The sequence below is a fragment of the Bacillus sp. JJ675 genome (assembly GCF_036963165.1).
GTDB classification, from domain to species: Bacteria; Bacillota; Bacilli; order Bacillales; family Bacillaceae; genus Bacillus; species Bacillus glycinifermentans.
Genome location: NZ_JBALMR010000045.1, coordinates 1 through 16,326 on the forward strand (window position 1 = coordinate 1; position 16,326 = coordinate 16,326).

Sequence of the window (16,326 nt, forward strand, 5' to 3'; positions counted from 1 at the left end):
GTAAAGCTGGCCTTTTTTGTATATATGCTACACCAATCAAATTGATTTCATAGATTGGGAGTTCTTATGACAACCGGCAACTATAACACAGGTTATCCGTCCAAGGCGGCACAGATGTCAATATTGTGATACAGACACCTAAAGTCTGCCGCTTACATATACTAATCTAACCTTCAAAAACTTTCTTAATTTTGTATACAAATGTTGTTTTTCGGGAATACTGAAGCCCATGGAGGTGGAATGAATGAGCAAGTCTGATCATGGGGAAACGTGTATCATTTGTGAGGAAAAAAAAGCCGAAGGTATTCACCTTTATACAAAATTTCTATGTGTGGATTGCGAAAAAAAGATTATTTCTACATCAACCTCAGATCCCCAATATTCTGATTACGTCAAAAAATTAAAAAGTCTCCGTACGCCGCCATTGTATTCTTAGACCGTTTCCAGGTCTTTTTTTTTGCCGCTGAACGGAAAACTTTATGTTCATATGAAGGGCATGTATAATGGTATTATCGAAACTTGACACATTGACTTTTTAGGCATCTGGACGAAGGTGTCTTTTTTCTATAATTGCGGGAACTTTGTGTTATCGGGAATCAAGAAATGCGTGGGGAGTAGATGGTGATGAAACAGATCCTTCAATTTTTGCTTCGTGTATTAATCGCAAGCACGATGTCTGTGCTTCTTTGGCTGACAAGCTTCTTTGCTTTTAACCAGACGTTTCTGCTGTCTTCTCTTTATGCTTGTGCGGGTTGGGCCGTGATTTACCTTGGGGGCAAATGGTATGAAACACATGTATTTTTAAAACAACATCAGCTGACAAGACGGGAATACGCATACATCAAGCAAAATTTACAGGAAGCGAAATTAAAAATCGCCAGATTGAGAAAGTCCCTGTTTGCAGTCAAAAACATTCAAACCATCAAGGAAAACCTGGAAATATTGCGGATTGTCCGGAAAATTTATATGCTGACAAAACAAGAACCGAAGCGTTTTTATCAAGTAGAACGTTTTTATTATCAAAGCCTTGATTCAATTGTTGAACTGACAGAAAAATATGCTTTTTTAGCCTCGCAGCCAAAACGAAGCGCAAAACTTGAAGTGTCCTTAAGCGAAACCCGCATGACAATTGACCAACTTGCCAAGCAATTGGAAGAGGACCTTTACGACTTGATTAAGCCGGATATCGACGATTTGGAATTTGAGCTGGATGTCGCCAAGCATTCATTAGAAAGCAGGAGGGGAAAAGCTGAATGAGCCAGTATCAATCGCCATGGCAGAAGAAAGGCGGTTTGTCCGTATCCTTTGGACAGGCAGAAAAAGAGGTTGATTCGCTGCCTGAGGAAAAACGCCGTCAAGCATTGCAGCAGTCAGAGCAGATTGATCCAAAGAATCACCAAAGCCTCGATTGGTTTGGAAACCAGGCTCAATCCAGACTGTTGAATTTTTCGCATGCCATGCTTGAGCACGTTCAAAAAAACGACGTCGGCGAAATCGGGAATATTTTGAACGACCTTATGAAAAAGCTTGAACAGGTCAGTCCCGATGAGCTGAAGCCTGCAAAAAAAAGTCTGTTTTCGCGTATCTTTGGAAGGATGCCCAGCCCGGTTCAAGAAGTATTATCAAGGTATCAGAAAACGGGAGCCCAAATTGACAGAATCAGCGTCAAGCTTGAGCATGCCAAAAACGCGCTGATCAAGGACAATCAGATGCTTGAACAGCTGTATGAAAAAAATAATGAATATTATGAAGCGCTGCATGTTTATATTGCAGCTGGACAGCTGAAATTGAAAGAGTTAAATACAATAACCATTCCGGCGCTAAAAGAAAAAAACGAAACAGTACAAAATCAAATGGCTGCTCAAGAAGTGAACGACATGATTCAATTTGCAGACCGCCTGGATAAACGGATCTATGATTTGACGTTAAGCAGACAAATCACAATGCAGAGCGCATCTCAGATCAGGTTGATTCAACATACAAACCGGGTGCTCGTTGAAAAGATCCAATCTTCGATTATGACGGTGATACCGCTTTGGAAAAATCAAGTGGCCATCGCTTTGATATTGCTGCGCCAGCGCCGTGCTTCGGAGACTCAAAATCAGATATCAAAAACGACAAACGAGCTGCTGTTAAAAAATGCGGAGATGCTGAAAGGCAGCACAATTGAAACCGCCAAAGAGAACGAGCGCGGTTACGTCGACATCGACACGTTGAAAAAAGTCCAGGAAAACTTAATCGCCACACTTGAAGAGACCATTAAAATTCAAGAAGAAGGCCGCACCAAACGCATTCATGCAGAAGAAGAAATCAGGATGATGGAAGAAGATCTTAGAGGCCAAGCTGGTAAACATGAAATCACCCCCCTTCATAAAAGATGATAAAGATTTACCATAAGGTCCTTCTTTAAGTTATTCATCCGGAAGGGTATAATAAGGGCAGAAATCAGTTGTCATATTAAAGGATCGGATGATATGAAGACACCTCTATTCACAGCATTGGTAGACCATGCCAAAGAAAACCCTTATTCTTTTCACGTTCCGGGACATCACAATGGAGATGTCTTTTTTGATGAAGGAAAGTCACTGTTTAATTCCATCCTTCAAATAGATTTGACAGAATTGACGGGGCTTGACGATTTGCATGAACCTTCAGGCGTTATTAAAGAGGCGCAAGATTTAACAGCCGAGCTCTACGGTTCAAAAGAAAGTTTTTTTCTCGTGAACGGATCGACTGTCGGGAACCTGGCGATGATTCTTTCGGTTTGCCGGCCGGGCGACCTTTTGCTCGTTCAGCGCAACTGCCATAAATCAGTTTTTCATGCGGTCGAACTCGCCGGAGCACGTCCGGTATTCTTAACGCCTGAAATTGATGATGAGATGGCTGTTCCGACACGCGTTTTGCAGCAGACAGTGAAAGAGGCTGTTTCAAAATATCCGACGGCAAAGGGCATCATGCTGACATATCCTAATTACTACGGTCATGCCGCCGATTTAAAGCCGATCGTCGAAGAAGCCCATAAACACCACATGCCTGTTTTGGTCGATGAAGCACACGGCGCTCATTTTGTGCTGGGGCGTCCTTTTCCGCAGTCAGCTCTGGAGGCAGGAGCCGATGCCGTCGTTCAGTCTGCTCATAAAACGCTGCCGGCCATGACAATGGGGTCTTTTTTGCATCTTAACAGCCGGAGAATCGACAGGGATCGGCTTGTGCACTATTTAACCGTGCTGCAAAGCAGCAGCCCGTCTTATCCGATTATGGCGTCGTTGGATTTGGCAAGGGCCTATGCAGATCATCTGCTAAAAACAAACAGGATGGAACGTGCAGAGAAAGAGATCACCGCAATGAAAGAGCAGTTTTTGAATATAGCAGGTGTAGAGATCGCAGAACCGGCCGATCCCCTCATTCAGCAAGACCCGCTGAAAGTGTGCGTCAGATCGAAGCAAGGCCACTCAGGCTACGAATTAAAGAAGATCTTTGAGCAAAATGGCGTGCATCCTGAACTGGGAGATGAAAGGCAGGTACTGTTTATCCTGCCGCTGGAAGGAAAAAGAAGCTTGGATCCTGAGACGATCAGGAGGATTGGAAAGGAAATAGAAAGCAGATCACCAGGGATTCACAGCCAGGTTCAGATCGGAGAGCCCGTGGAGAAAATCACGACCCTGCCTTACGATAAAATCACCCTGTCATCTTTTAAAACGGAGTCAGTGCCTTTCAGCGAGGCCGCAGGACGGGTAAGCGCAGAACAGGTAATTCCGTATCCGCCGGGCATTCCTCTCATCATGGAAGGGGAAAGGGTGAAGCAAGAGAGTATCCGCCGGTTGTCCCGGCTTGTCGATCTGCACGTACACATTCAAGGAAGCAGCCACTTAAAACAAAAACAACTAACTGTATATATAGAAGAGGAGAAATCATGAACGGTTTATTTATTACCTTTGAAGGCCCTGAAGGTGCAGGGAAAACAACCATACTTCAAGGGGCAGCAGAAGAATTAAGGAAAAACGGCCATTCCGTTCTCGCAACAAGGGAGCCGGGCGGCATTGAAATAGCAGAACAAATCCGCGAGGTCATTTTACATCCGGAAAACACGGCCATGGACCCGAAAACAGAAGCGCTTTTATATGCAGCGGCGAGAAGGCAGCACCTGGTTGAAAAGGTAAAGCCGGCTCTTGAAGATGGGAAAATCGTTTTATGCGACCGCTTTATCGACAGCTCCCTCGCTTATCAAGGTTATGCAAGAGGGCTTGGAGTTGATGCAGTCCTATCCATTAATCAATTTGCAATCGGAAACATGATGCCGCATATCACCATCTACTTTGCCATTGATCCGGAAGAAGGCATCAAACGGATCAATGCAAATGATTCGCGTGAGAAAAACCGTCTTGATCTTGAAAAACTCCATTTTCATACGCTCGTTCAAAAAGGCTATCAGGAGGTTATAAACCGTTTTCCCGGCCGCTTCAGAACAGTCGATGCGAGCCGGTCTATTGAGCATGTGCAAAAAAGCGTAAACGAAATCATTGAAGAAGCATTAAAAACGATTCGACTGTGACCTGCTTCCCATTCTATTGTTATAATGGTAACAAGAATATCCTTAGGAGGCTTTTAAAATGAAACTAATCATAGCGGTTGTTCAGGATCAAGACAGCAATCGGCTTTTAAAGGCTTTGACTGATCATAATTTTCGCGTGACAAAACTTGCGTCCACCGGCGGCTTTCTGAAGTCGGGAAACACAACCTTTATGTTGGGCGTCGAAGATATTCGGGTTGATAAAGCATTGAGTCTGATTAAAGAAAACGGAAGTAAACGGGATCAGCTGATCGCTCCTGTATCACCAATGGGCGGAAACGCGGATTCATATGTCCCTTACCCCGTTGAAGTAGAAGTGGGCGGAGCGACCGTGTTTGTGCTGCCGATTGAACAATTCCATCAATTTTAAGGGCTGAGGATATGAAAATAAGTCAAGAACTGCGAACGATGATAGAAAAACAGCAGACTCCTCCCGCCAGAGGAGAGAACATTTCTGCTTCGTTTAAGGAAAAGATAAACATCCAAACCGGCAAGCTCAGATTCGAACAGCTGACAGTGCTTTTGTCGGATATTGAGGCGTTTGGGAAGCGCCTGGCAAAGTCGAGAAATTTTAAAGATTTGGCGAGATTTAAAGGCTTAATCAAGCGCTTTGTGAAAGAAGCCGTTGAAAACGGCCTGACGGTTGAGAATTCCAGGAGTTTTGACTTGTATGGAAACAGCAGGACATTGAGCATTGTCAAAGAGCTTGATGAAAAGCTCGTTCAACTGACGGAGGAACTGCTTGATCAAGAAAAGCCCTCCATTGAACTGCTGGAACGAATTGGGGAAATAAAGGGTTTATTGATAAACCTTTACACATAGAGAGTGATCGTATGGCTACAACCTGGACAGAAATGCAAAAGCTTCAGCCGCGGGTTATGAAGCTTTTGCAAAATAGTATAGAAAGAAACCGGCTTGCCCACGCCTATTTGTTTGAAGGGCGAAAAGGGACCGGAAAATTAGACGCGGCCATGCTGCTGGCGAAAAGTTTTTTTTGCCTTGAAAAGGGCGTGGAGCCTTGCGAATCGTGCCGAAATTGTCAGCGGATTGCCTCCGGCAACCACCCGGATGTACACGTCGTTCACCCGGACGGCCTGTCCATCAAAAAGGGACAAATCCAGGCTCTTCAGGAAGAATTCTCAAAAACAGGCCTGGAATCTCATAAAAAGCTCTACATTATTTCGCACGCTGATCAGATGACGGCAAACGCCGCAAACAGCCTGCTGAAGTTTTTGGAAGAGCCGAGCAATGATACGATAGCGGTGCTCTTAACGGAACAGCCGCAGAAATTGCTTGATACGATTATATCGAGATGTCAGGTTCTGGCGTTTCAATCGCTGCTGCCCGAATCGATTGAAAAGGAACTGATCAAACAAGAGGTCTCCCCGCATCTTGCAGCCCTTTTGTCGAATATGACAAACAATTTATCGGAAGCGCTCGAATTGAGTCGAAATGATCAGTTTGCAGAGTCCAGAGCGAAAGTGATAAAATTGTATGAAGTCTTACACCAGCGAAAAGGACATGCTTTTTTCTATATTCAAGATCAGTGGATGCCCTTTTTCAAGGAGAAAGACCACCAAGAAATGGGTCTTGATATGCTTTTATTTATATACCGTGATATATTGTCCATTCAGATAGGACATGAAGATAAAATACTATTTCAGGACTTATTCCAAACATTAAAACAGCACGCGCTGCAATCAACGCAACAAAGAGTGACAAACCAGATTCTTGCTGTTTTAGAAGCAAAAAAACGGCTTTATTCCAATGTTAATGCTCAAGGTTTAATGGAGCACTTGGTTTTAATGCTGCAGGAGGGATAAGCTTGTATAATGTCATTGGTGTTCGCTTTAAAAAAGCGGGCAAAATTTATTATTTTGATCCGAATGGATTTAAGATAGATAAAGACAACTGTGTGATCGTTGAAACGGTTCGCGGTGTTGAATACGGGCAAGTCGTCATCGCGAATAAGAAGGTAGACGAGCACGATGTGGTGCTGCCTTTGCGCAAGGTCATCAGGGTGGCCGATGAGCGCGACCGCCTGATTGTCGAGGAAAATCAAGAGGCCGCTCTTTCCGCCTTTGATGTTTGCCAGAAAAAAGTGAATGAGCACGGTCTTGAGATGAAATTGGTCGATGTCGAATTCACATTTGACCGGAATAAAGTCATATTTTACTTTACGGCCGACGGAAGAGTCGATTTCCGGGAGCTCGTAAAAGATCTGGCTTCCATTTTCAAAACGAGGATCGAGCTTAGGCAAATCGGAGTAAGGGATGAAGCAAAGATGCTCGGAGGCATCGGACCGTGCGGAAGAATGCTGTGCTGTTCGACTTTTCTCGGAGACTTTGAGCCGGTTTCCATCAAAATGGCGAAAGATCAAAACCTGTCCCTTAATCCGACGAAAATTTCCGGACTATGCGGACGGCTCATGTGCTGTTTGAAATACGAAAATGACGAATATGAAACGGCGAAGGAGCAGCTTCCGGATATCGGGGAAGTGATCGCCACGTCTAACGGACCGGCGAAAGTCGTCGGGCTGAATATTCTCGAACGCATTCTTCAGGTTGAACTGACAAACTGCGAAAAAGTTGTGGAATATACGTGGGATGAGCTGCTGCAAGAAGGTGTCGTATCTGCACAAACCACAGATTAACGAGGTGTGAAACCTTGGATAAAAAAGAATTGTTTGATACAGTCATAAGTTTAGAAGAACAAATAGGATCTCTGTACCGCCAGCTGGGAGACCTCAAGCAGCATATCGGGGAAATGATCGAAGAAAACAACCATTTGCAGCTTGAAAACGAACATTTGCGCAAGCGGCTGGAAGAAACCGATCAAAGGCTGAAGACGGCAAAGGCAGGCGGGAAGGAGTTAAAAGCGGAGAAGACGGGGCATGCTGATATTGGTGAAGGCCATGACAATTTGGCGCGCCTGTATCAGGAAGGCTTCCACATTTGCAACATTCATTACGGAAGCGTCCGCAAAGAAGGAGACTGCCTTTTCTGCCTCTCGTTTTTAAATAAAAAATAAAGGAAGGGCTTCCGGATCAAAACGGAAGCCCTTTTAACGGAATAAGCGCCAAGACTAGATTTTTTTCGGAAAGGGAAAAAACATGATTGAATTAAAAGATGATGAGCGACTCGATTATTTGCTGGCAGAGGATATGAAAATCGTGCAAAGCCCGACGGTGTTTGCGTTTTCCTTAGATGCAGTCCTCCTGTCGAAGTTTGCATATGTTCCGATTCAAAAAGGAAAGATCATCGACCTTTGCACGGGAAACGGAGTTGTTCCGCTGCTTCTCAGCACCCGCTCAAAAGCGGAAATCACCGGGGTTGAAATTCAGGACAGATTGTACGACATGGCTGTAAGAAGCGTGGAATACAATAATCTGCAAAAACAGATCCATCTCATCAGAGACGATTTGAAGAATATGCCGCAGGTGCTCGGACACAATAGATCCGATGTTGTCACATGCAATCCCCCTTACTTTAAGACGCCGCAAAAAACGGAACAAAATCTTAATGAACACCTGGCGATTGCCAGGCACGAAATTTATTGCACGCTTGAAGATGTTGTCCGTGTCGGCAGCAAGCTTTTAAAGCAGGGCGGAAAGCTCGCTCTTGTCCATAGACCGGGAAGGCTGCTCGAGATTTTTGAACTCATGAAGGCGTATCAAATAGAGCCGAAGCGTGTGCAGTTTGTGTATCCGAAGCAGGGGAAAGAAGCCAATACGATTTTAGTAGAGGGCATCAAAGACGGCCGCCCCGATCTGAAGATTCTGCCGCCTCTTTTTGTATATGATGAACACGATCAATATACAAGTGAGATAAGGAAGATACTATATGGAGACAAATAACCACTATTTTTATGTGCTGTCATGCCGGGACGGCAGCTTGTATGCGGGATATACGAACGATATTGAAAAGCGGCTGAAAACCCATAATGACGGAAAAGGCGCAAAATATACAAGAGCAAGGCTCCCTGTAAAGCTGCACTATGCGGAACGCTTTTCAACAAAAAGAGAGGCCATGCAGGCGGAATATTATTTCAAAAAATTATCAAGAAAAAACAAAGAAAGCTATATAGAAGAAAAGCGAAAGGCGGGTGTTCATCATCAATCGTCAACAGAGCTTTGACCAACGATCACAAATGGGAACGTTATACCTCGTTCCTACACCGATCGGCAATTTAGAGGATATGACGTTTCGGGCCGTTGAAACATTGAAAACGGCTGATATCATTGCTGCGGAGGATACCCGGCAGACGAAGAAATTGTGTCATGTATATCACATCGAAACACAACTTGTCAGTTACCATGAACATAATAAAGAAAGCAGCGGACATAAAATTTTGGAATGGCTGAAGGAAGGAAAAGACGTCGCGCTTGTCAGCGACGCCGGAATGCCGACCATATCTGACCCCGGTGCTGAAATCGTCCGCGACTTTATCGATATCGGCGGATATGTCGTGCCTTTGCCCGGTGCGAATGCAGCGTTAACCGCTCTGATCGCTTCCGGTCTTCCCCCTCAGCCCTTTTTTTTCTTCGGGTTTTTGGACCGGAACAAAAAAGAGAGAAAAAAACAGCTTGACGGATTAAAAAACAGACAGGAAACCGTGATTTTCTATGAATCGCCCCATCGGTTGAAGGAAACGCTGTCGGCGATTTACGAGGTATTCGGAAACCGCCGGATCGCGGTGACGAGAGAGCTGACCAAAAAATTTGAAGAATTTATAAGAGGGACGATAGAGGAAGTGCTGACATGGGCCGGGGAAGAACAAGTGCGCGGAGAGTTTTGCCTTGTCGTTGAAGGGTGCGGTGAAACTGTTGCCGAAGAAGCGGCCTGGTGGGAAAATCTCTCGGCAAAAGAACATGTCGAACATTATATCAGCAAAGGGTTTCATTCCAAGGAAGCCATCAAAAAAGCTGCTGTTGACCGAAACGTTCCAAAACGAAAAATCTATGACGCATATCATATCCAAAATTGAAAAAAACCGCTCTTGCTTTGGCAAGAGCGGTTTTTGTATAATCAAATTAATTTTTTAGAGATTGAAGCTGTGCTTGAATTTCATTGATGATTTGCTCAGCGCCTTCTGGGCTAAGAACCAGTTTACCGCCGGCAAGTTTAAGGTTGTCATCAGAAACTTCGCCAGTTACTTGGCAAGTCATGTTTGGTTTATATTTTTTCAAGATGATTTTTTCGTCATCAACATAGATTTCAAGAGCGTCTTTTTCTGCGATTCCAAGCGTACGGCGAAGTTCAATCGGAATCACCACGCGTCCTAGTTCGTCAACTTTACGTACAATACCTGTAGATTTCATATTCATTCTCCTCCCGAAAGATTCTTATTTTAATAAGTGTTATAATCTTCGTCATTATTCGACAAAATCCTTACAGTCCTAGCATAACAAGGTTTCCAATAAACGTCAATCATTTTCTTTTCTATAGTTTGTAAAAATTAGATCTTATAGTCAAAAGACCTTGAGAGAACTGATGAAACAAGGGATTTGAAGATGATAAAACCAATCGATAATCCTAAAATATGTCCTTAAATCAAGACTTTCGAACTAAGGTTTTTCTTCATATCGATTATATACGACATTATTCGATAATGAAAGCATTTTTTTGTCGAAGTTGAATAGGATACTCAAAAAAATAATGTGTAATCGACCATATTCCTTGTTTTTCGATATGTATATTTTCTTGAACTTAAAGGCTAAGATGGTATCATATAAAGAGGGAATATGTAATCAACGATATATTGAATGAAGACACTTGCCGCTCTCGTCCTTTGGGCGGGAGTTTTTTGACATTTTAATTGGGAGGTTCCATCATGCCGCAAGAAAAAAATACGTTTTACATTACAACACCGATCTACTACCCAAGTGGAAAATTACATATTGGACACGCCTACACCACAGTTGCCGGGGATGCAATGGCCCGGTATAAAAGGCTGAGAGGCTACGATGTCAGATACTTAACCGGAACGGATGAGCATGGCCAAAAAATCCAGCAAAAGGCTGAAGAGGCAAACATTGCACCTCAGGAATTGGTGGATCGTGCGGCAGAAGATATTCAGAAGCTTTGGAAAAAGCTCGATATTTCCAACGACGATTTCATTCGGACGACACAAGAACGCCATAAGGTCGTCATCGAAAAGGTTTTTCAAAAGCTGCTCGACAACGGGGATATTTATCTTGATGAATATGAGGGCTGGTACAGCATCCCTGATGAAACGTTCTACACGGAGACTCAGCTCGTCGACGTTGAACGAAATGAAAAAGGGGAAATCATCGGAGGAAAAAGTCCTGACAGCGGGCATCCTGTTGAGCTGATTAAAGAGGAATCCTATTTCTTCCGCATGGGAAAATATGCTGACCGCCTGCTCGCTTTTTATGAAGAAAATCCTGAATTTATTCAGCCTGAATCCCGTAAAAACGAGATGATCAACAACTTTATCAAGCCGGGCCTTGAAGATTTGGCCGTATCCCGGACGACGTTTGACTGGGGCATCAAGGTGCCGGGCAATCCAAAACACGTCGTTTATGTTTGGATAGACGCCCTCTTTAACTATATAACGGCCCTCGGCTTTGGCACGGAGAACGATGAACTTTACAAAAGGTACTGGCCTGCCGATGTTCACCTTGTCGGGAAGGAAATCGTCCGCTTTCATACGATCTACTGGCCGATCATGCTGATGGCATTGGACCTTCCTTTACCTAAAAAGGTTTTTGCCCACGGATGGCTATTGATGAAAGACGGAAAAATGTCCAAATCAAAAGGGAACGTTGTAGATCCCGTTACATTAATCGACAGATACGGACTTGACGCGCTGCGCTACTACCTGCTTCGCGAAGTGCCGTTCGGCTCTGACGGCGTCTTCACCCCTGAAGGGTTCGTTGAGCGGATTAATTATGATTTGGCGAATGATTTAGGAAACCTTTTGAACAGAACGGTCGCTATGATCAACAAATATTTTGACGGTGAGATTGCATCATATCAAGGTCCGGTAACGGAGTATGACGAATCTCTGTCATCGTTTGCAGGAGAAACGATCAAATCTTATGAACAGGCGATAGAAAACATGGAATTTTCCGTGGCGCTTTCTTCCCTGTGGCAGCTTGTCAGCAGAACGAATAAATATATCGATGAAACCGCACCTTGGATTCTTGCCAAAGATAAAGAAAAAGAAGGCGAACTAAGATCCGTGATGTATCATTTGGCTGAATCTCTGCGAATCACGGCGGTCATGCTGCAGCCGTTCTTAACGCAAACGCCTGAAAAAATCTTTGCACAGCTCGGCGTGGCAGATCCGTCATTAAAAACGTGGGAGAGCATCACAAGCTTCGGACAGTTGAAATCGGTGAAGGTTCAAAAAGGAGAACCGTTGTTCCCGCGGCTGGAAGCCGAAGAAGAGGTTGCATATATCAAATCAAAAATGCAGGGAACGGCTCCAAAAGAAGAACAGAAAAAAGAAGAAGCAGCACCGGAACGGCTCCCGGAAATCACATTTGACGACTTTATGAGCACAGAGCTCAGGGTAGCTGAAGTCCTTCAGGCGGAGCCTGTTAAAAAAGCCGATCGTCTGTTAAAATTGCAGCTTGATCTGGGCTTTGAAAAACGCCAGGTCGTATCTGGGATTGCCAAGCATTACAGGCCTGAAGAATTAGTCGGACGAAAAGTCATTTGTGTAACAAACTTAAAACCGGTAAAACTAAGAGGAGAATTGTCTCAGGGGATGATTTTGGCCGGTGAGGACAACGGCGGTCTGTCGCTTGCAACTGTAGACAGCTCTTTAGCAAACGGTACGCGAATCAAATAAAATCTGACAAAAGGTGTTTCACGTGTAACATTTCGTCGAACACCTTTTGTTTTTATCGACAATACATACGAAAAGGGTGGCATGTTTTATGTTATTTGATACACACGCACATTTAAACGCAGAGCAGTTTAACGAGGATTTGGAAGATGTCATCGCCCGGGCAAAGGAAGAAAAGGTCGAGAATATCGTCGTTGTAGGCTTTGACCGTCCAACGATCAAGCGGGCCATGGAACTGATTGAGACATATGACTTTATTTACGCGGCAATCGGATGGCATCCGGTTGATGCAATCGACATGACCGATGAGGACCTTGCATGGATTAAAGAGCTTTCTTCCCATGAGAAAGTCGTGGCAATTGGCGAAATGGGCCTCGATTACCACTGGGATAAGTCGCCGAAAGACGTTCAAAAAGAAGTGTTCCGCAAGCAAATTGCTTTGGCAAAGGAAGTTGGCCTTCCGATTGTGATCCACAACCGGGATGCGACTGAGGACGTCGTCACGATTTTGCGGGAAGAAGGGGCCGAGGAAGTCGGCGGAATCATGCATTGCTTTACAGGCAGCGCCGAGGTGGCGAAAGAATGCATCAATATGAATTTCTACCTATCTTTCGGCGGTCCGGTCACATTTAAAAATGCAAAAAAACCGAAAGAAGTCGTCAAGCAAGTACCAAATGACCGACTTCTGATCGAGACGGATTGCCCGTATCTGACGCCGCATCCTTTCAGAGGAAAGCGGAATGAACCAAGCTACGTAAAACTGGTCGCGGAACAGATCGCAGAGTTAAAAGGAATGACGTATGAAGAAGTGGCTGCCATTACCACCGAAAATGCAAAAAAACTTTTCGGCATCAGCTGACAGCATTTGATGTCAATCTTTGCGCAAGCTTGTCTTTTCGGGAGTTGATTCTTAGAAGTTCTACATGTCTGTTTACACTCATAGGATATCTTTGTCGACAAGTCTTTCTTTCTTTTATGAGGTTGTTTTCCCATAATAAAAGTAATGGCGGCTTGCGGTTAAAAAGGGAGGAGGGTTGACAGGCTTGTAGATACTCTATATAATCTCCCCGAGGAGAAGGAGGCGTTTTTCATCATACAAAAAATGAAAAAGCTGTTTTCCGTAAAGCTTAGCAGAAGCAGAGGGGTTCTGATTGCTGCCGGACTGCTGGTGGCAGGCACAGGAACCGCTTACGGAGCAAATGAGCTCACAAAACAGCCGGTCTCGATTTCAATTAACGGGAAAAAGCAGAGCGTACGGACGCATGCGAAAACGGTAGGTGAGCTGATGAAAAGCTTAAACATCGAAACGAGGAAAGAAGATCACATCTCTCCCGCTGAAGATACAAAAATCACGAGCAACATGAATGTTGAATACGTTGCTGCCAAACCGGTCCTTTTGACGATGGACGGTGAGGAAAAGCAAGTGTGGACGACAGCGGGAACGGTCGGCAAACTTCTTAAAGAGTTAAATCTAGAGTTGGCGGAACATGATCAAATTGATCCCTCAGTTGATAAAGAGATAAAAAAAGACATGAAGCTGACTTTGCAAAGAGCTTTTAAAGTGACTGTAAAGGATGCCGGCAAAAATAAAGACATATGGACAACTTCGACTACTGTCGCTGACTTTTTAAGACATCATAAGATCAGCATAAAGGGCGAGGATGAAGTCAAGCCTGCGCTGGATGAAAAGCTGACGAAGGATCAGGCGGATATTCACATTACTCGTATCAAAAAGGTCACCGATGTAGTGGAAGAGGACATTCCTTTTGACGTGCGGAAGAAAGAGGATGCATCTTTGGAAAAAGGCACGGAAAAGGTGGTTCAGCAAGGCAAACACGGCAAGCTTAAAAAGCACTATGCCGTTGTGAAGAAAAACGGCAAAGAAGTTTCCAGGGAATTGATTAAAGAGGAAACAGCAAAAGAAAGCAAAGCCAAAATCATCGCCGTCGGCACGAAGAAAAAAACCGTAGCGCAAGTGAGCGCAAATGTATCGCGCGGCAATGAAGCCTCTGGAAAAGAGTTCTACGTGTCTTCAACAGCGTATACAGCAAGCTGCAGCGGCTGCTCGGGACACACGGCAACGGGTGTCAATTTAAAGAACAATCCGGGCTCCAAGGTCATTGCGGTGGATCCGCGCTTTATTCCATTGGGCACTAAAGTCCATGTGGAAGGATACGGCTATGCGATTGCTGCCGATACAGGTTCGGCAATCAAAGGCCGCAAAATCGACGTGTTCTTTCCGAACAAGTCTGCAGCTTACCGGTGGGGAAGCAAAAAAGTTAAAATTAAGGTTCTGAACTAAATATATATTTATTATTCTGTTTGTAAGCAGAGGGATTTTGCGCCCTCTGTTTTTTTGGTTATAATAGATCCATCTTGTTTTCTAATCAATTAGACGGTTTTATTACAAAAAGGTTTCAGTTTTTTTTAAAATGTTTTTCAACTTGCGGAGGAAGAAATGAAGATTAAGGAAATCATCGTTGTCGAAGGACGTGACGATACAGCAAAGGTCAAGTCCGCTGTTGATGCGGACACAATTGAAACGAACGGTTCCGCCATCGGGGAAGATGTGATAAAACGAATTCAGCTCGCTCAAAAAACGCGGGGCGTTATTATTTTAACGGATCCCGATTTTCCGGGTGAAAAAATCAGAAAAACGATCGCTGAAAAAGTGCCCGGATGTAAGCATGCATTTTTGCCGAAAGATTTGGCAAAGCCTAAAAACAAGCGGGGAATCGGCGTTGAGCATGCATCGGTTGAAAGCATCAGAGCCTGCCTGAAGACCGTTCAGGAGGAAATGGAACCGACTGAGCCGGAAATCGAAGCCCGCGATTTAATCGAAGCCGGTTTGATCGGCGGCCCTCTTGCCAAAAAAAGACGGGAGCGGCTCGGTGAGATTTTAAATATTGGATATACAAACGGAAAGCAGCTTCAAAAGCGTCTGCAGATGTTTCAAATTAAAAAAAGCGATTATTTTAGCGCTCTGGATGCTGTGCTGCGGGAGGAAAAGAATGAATAAAGACATCGCCACCCCCAAAAGGACAAAAGAAATCCTCGATAAATACGGATTTTCTTTTAAAAAAAGCCTGGGACAGAATTTTTTAATTGATACGAATATCCTGGACAGAATCGTCGACCACGCCGGAGTGACGGAGCGTACGGGCGTGATTGAAATCGGTCCGGGAATCGGAGCTTTGACCGAGCAATTGGCAAAGCGCGCGAAGAAAGTGGCGGCTTTTGAAATTGACCAAAGGCTTCTGCCCATTTTAAAGGATACGTTGGCGCCTTATGACAATGTGACTGTGATCCATCAGGACGTCCTTAAAGCCGATGTTAAAGCCGTGATGGACGAGCAGTTTCAGGACTGTGATGAAGTGATGGTTGTCGCCAATTTGCCGTATTATGTGACGACCCCTATTATTATGAAGCTTTTGGAAGAAAATCTGCCGCTTAAAGGCATCGTTGTCATGCTTCAAAAAGAGGTGGCAGACCGGATGGCTGCAAAGCCTTCATCAAAAGAATACGGCTCGCTTTCCATCGCGGTTCAATTTTATACTGAGCCGAAAACGGTCATGGGAGTACCGAAGACGGTTTTCGTTCCCCAGCCGAATGTGGATTCCGCCGTCATCAAGCTGACGCTGAGAGAAGCTCCGGCTGTAGCGGTCAAGGATGAGTCGTTTTTCTTTCAGGTCGTCAGGGCGAGCTTTGCCCAGCGCCGCAAAACGCTTTTAAACAATCTCTTCAATAACTTGCCGAACGGCAAGGAGAAGAAAGCGGACATTGAAAAAGCGCTGCGGGATTCGCAGATTGACGGGAAGAGGCGCGGAGAATCGCTTAGTATTGAGGAATTTGCCGTGCTTTCCGACCGCTTGTCTAAAGCCTTTCTGTAAAAGAAAGGCTTTTTTTCATGGGCATGTGGCAGCTTGCCATCTGTTCAC

The 16,326-nt window shown here is 44.5% G+C and carries 19 protein-coding genes; 18 read left to right on the plus strand and 1 reads right to left on the minus strand.

What is annotated here, in order from left to right; translation table 11 throughout:
- Positions 1–244: 244 nt before the first annotated feature.
- The 13 genes from V7126_RS12305 to rsmI all read left to right on the plus strand — a co-directional run bounded on the left by V7126_RS12305 (position 245) and on the right by rsmI (position 9,556).
- Entirely contained in the window at positions 245–436 is a 192-nt protein-coding gene (locus tag V7126_RS12305) for a sigma factor G inhibitor Gin (RefSeq protein ID WP_175077166.1), read from the plus strand.
- 188 nt (positions 437–624) lie between these two features.
- A complete protein-coding gene (locus V7126_RS12310) occupies positions 625–1,257 on the plus strand; it encodes a 5-bromo-4-chloroindolyl phosphate hydrolysis family protein (RefSeq protein ID WP_175077167.1) in 633 nt (210 codons plus the stop codon).
- Positions 1,254–2,381, plus strand: a complete 1,128-nt coding sequence (locus V7126_RS12315) for a toxic anion resistance protein (RefSeq protein WP_216899556.1) — start codon at positions 1,254–1,256, stop codon at positions 2,379–2,381. Before V7126_RS12310 ends, V7126_RS12315 begins: the two co-directional genes overlap by 4 nt.
- A gap of 93 nt (positions 2,382–2,474) precedes the next feature.
- Positions 2,475–3,917, plus strand: coding sequence for an aminotransferase class I/II-fold pyridoxal phosphate-dependent enzyme (locus V7126_RS12320; RefSeq protein WP_175077169.1), 1,443 nt, complete (start codon positions 2,475–2,477; stop codon positions 3,915–3,917).
- Positions 3,914–4,552 carry a dTMP kinase gene (gene tmk / locus V7126_RS12325; protein ID WP_216899558.1) on the plus strand — a complete coding sequence of 213 codons (639 nt, stop codon included), beginning with the start codon at positions 3,914–3,916 and terminating at the stop codon, positions 4,550–4,552. The genes V7126_RS12320 and tmk overlap by 4 nt, the downstream gene beginning before the upstream one ends.
- 58 nt (positions 4,553–4,610) lie before the next feature.
- A complete protein-coding gene (locus tag V7126_RS12330; RefSeq protein WP_046131743.1) occupies positions 4,611–4,940 on the plus strand; it encodes a cyclic-di-AMP receptor in 330 nt (109 codons plus the stop codon).
- An 11-nt stretch (positions 4,941–4,951) separates the two neighbouring features.
- Positions 4,952–5,392, plus strand: a complete 441-nt coding sequence (locus tag V7126_RS12335; RefSeq protein WP_046131742.1) for a YaaR family protein — start codon at positions 4,952–4,954, stop codon at positions 5,390–5,392.
- A gap of 11 nt (positions 5,393–5,403) precedes the next feature.
- Positions 5,404–6,393 carry a DNA polymerase III subunit delta' gene (gene holB, locus V7126_RS12340; protein ID WP_175077171.1) on the plus strand — a complete coding sequence of 330 codons (990 nt, stop codon included), beginning with the start codon at positions 5,404–5,406 and terminating at the stop codon, positions 6,391–6,393.
- Positions 6,394–6,395: 2 nt separating this feature from the next.
- A complete protein-coding gene (locus V7126_RS12345; RefSeq protein ID WP_046131740.1) occupies positions 6,396–7,223 on the plus strand; it encodes a PSP1 domain-containing protein in 828 nt (275 codons plus the stop codon).
- 14 nt (positions 7,224–7,237) lie between these two features.
- Complete coding sequence (gene yabA, locus V7126_RS12350) at positions 7,238–7,600, plus strand: DNA replication initiation control protein YabA (protein ID WP_046131739.1); 363 nt, start codon at positions 7,238–7,240, stop codon at positions 7,598–7,600.
- Between the two features lie 82 nt (positions 7,601–7,682).
- Complete coding sequence (locus V7126_RS12355) at positions 7,683–8,426, plus strand: tRNA1(Val) (adenine(37)-N6)-methyltransferase (protein ID WP_216899560.1); 744 nt, start codon at positions 7,683–7,685, stop codon at positions 8,424–8,426.
- Positions 8,413–8,706, plus strand: a complete 294-nt coding sequence (locus V7126_RS12360; protein WP_046131737.1) for a GIY-YIG nuclease family protein — start codon at positions 8,413–8,415, stop codon at positions 8,704–8,706. The genes V7126_RS12355 and V7126_RS12360 overlap by 14 nt, the downstream gene beginning before the upstream one ends.
- The gene (gene rsmI / locus V7126_RS12365) at positions 8,681–9,556 is read left to right on the plus strand and encodes a 16S rRNA (cytidine(1402)-2'-O)-methyltransferase (RefSeq protein ID WP_046131748.1); all 876 of its coding nucleotides are present in this window, start codon (positions 8,681–8,683) and stop codon (positions 9,554–9,556) included. Before V7126_RS12360 ends, rsmI begins: the two co-directional genes overlap by 26 nt.
- 46 nt (positions 9,557–9,602) lie before the next feature.
- On the opposite strand, the gene abrB is transcribed toward rsmI, so the two are convergent.
- Positions 9,603–9,896: a transition state genes transcriptional regulator AbrB gene (abrB, locus tag V7126_RS12370; protein WP_087962552.1), complete on the minus strand. Its 294-nt coding sequence runs from the start codon at positions 9,894–9,896 to the stop codon at positions 9,603–9,605.
- 506 nt (positions 9,897–10,402) lie between these two features.
- Here abrB and metG point away from each other — a divergent pair.
- The 5 genes from metG (at position 10,403) to rsmA (ending at position 16,278) form a co-directional block, all read left to right on the plus strand.
- On the plus strand, positions 10,403–12,391 hold the full coding sequence (gene metG / locus V7126_RS12375; RefSeq protein ID WP_175077172.1) for a methionine--tRNA ligase: 1,989 nt from the start codon (positions 10,403–10,405) through the stop codon (positions 12,389–12,391).
- Positions 12,392–12,479: 88 nt separating this feature from the next.
- On the plus strand, positions 12,480–13,247 hold the full coding sequence (locus V7126_RS12380) for a TatD family hydrolase (RefSeq protein ID WP_175077173.1): 768 nt from the start codon (positions 12,480–12,482) through the stop codon (positions 13,245–13,247).
- A 243-nt stretch (positions 13,248–13,490) separates the two neighbouring features.
- The gene (locus tag V7126_RS12385; RefSeq protein ID WP_046131734.1) at positions 13,491–14,690 is read left to right on the plus strand and encodes a G5 and 3D domain-containing protein; all 1,200 of its coding nucleotides are present in this window, start codon (positions 13,491–13,493) and stop codon (positions 14,688–14,690) included.
- Between the two features lie 156 nt (positions 14,691–14,846).
- Positions 14,847–15,407, plus strand: coding sequence for a ribonuclease M5 (rnmV, locus tag V7126_RS12390; RefSeq protein ID WP_175077175.1), 561 nt, complete (start codon positions 14,847–14,849; stop codon positions 15,405–15,407).
- Positions 15,400–16,278, plus strand: coding sequence for a 16S rRNA (adenine(1518)-N(6)/adenine(1519)-N(6))-dimethyltransferase RsmA (gene rsmA, locus V7126_RS12395; protein WP_175077176.1), 879 nt, complete (start codon positions 15,400–15,402; stop codon positions 16,276–16,278). The genes rnmV and rsmA overlap by 8 nt, the downstream gene beginning before the upstream one ends.
- The last annotated feature ends 48 nt before the right edge of the window (positions 16,279–16,326 follow it).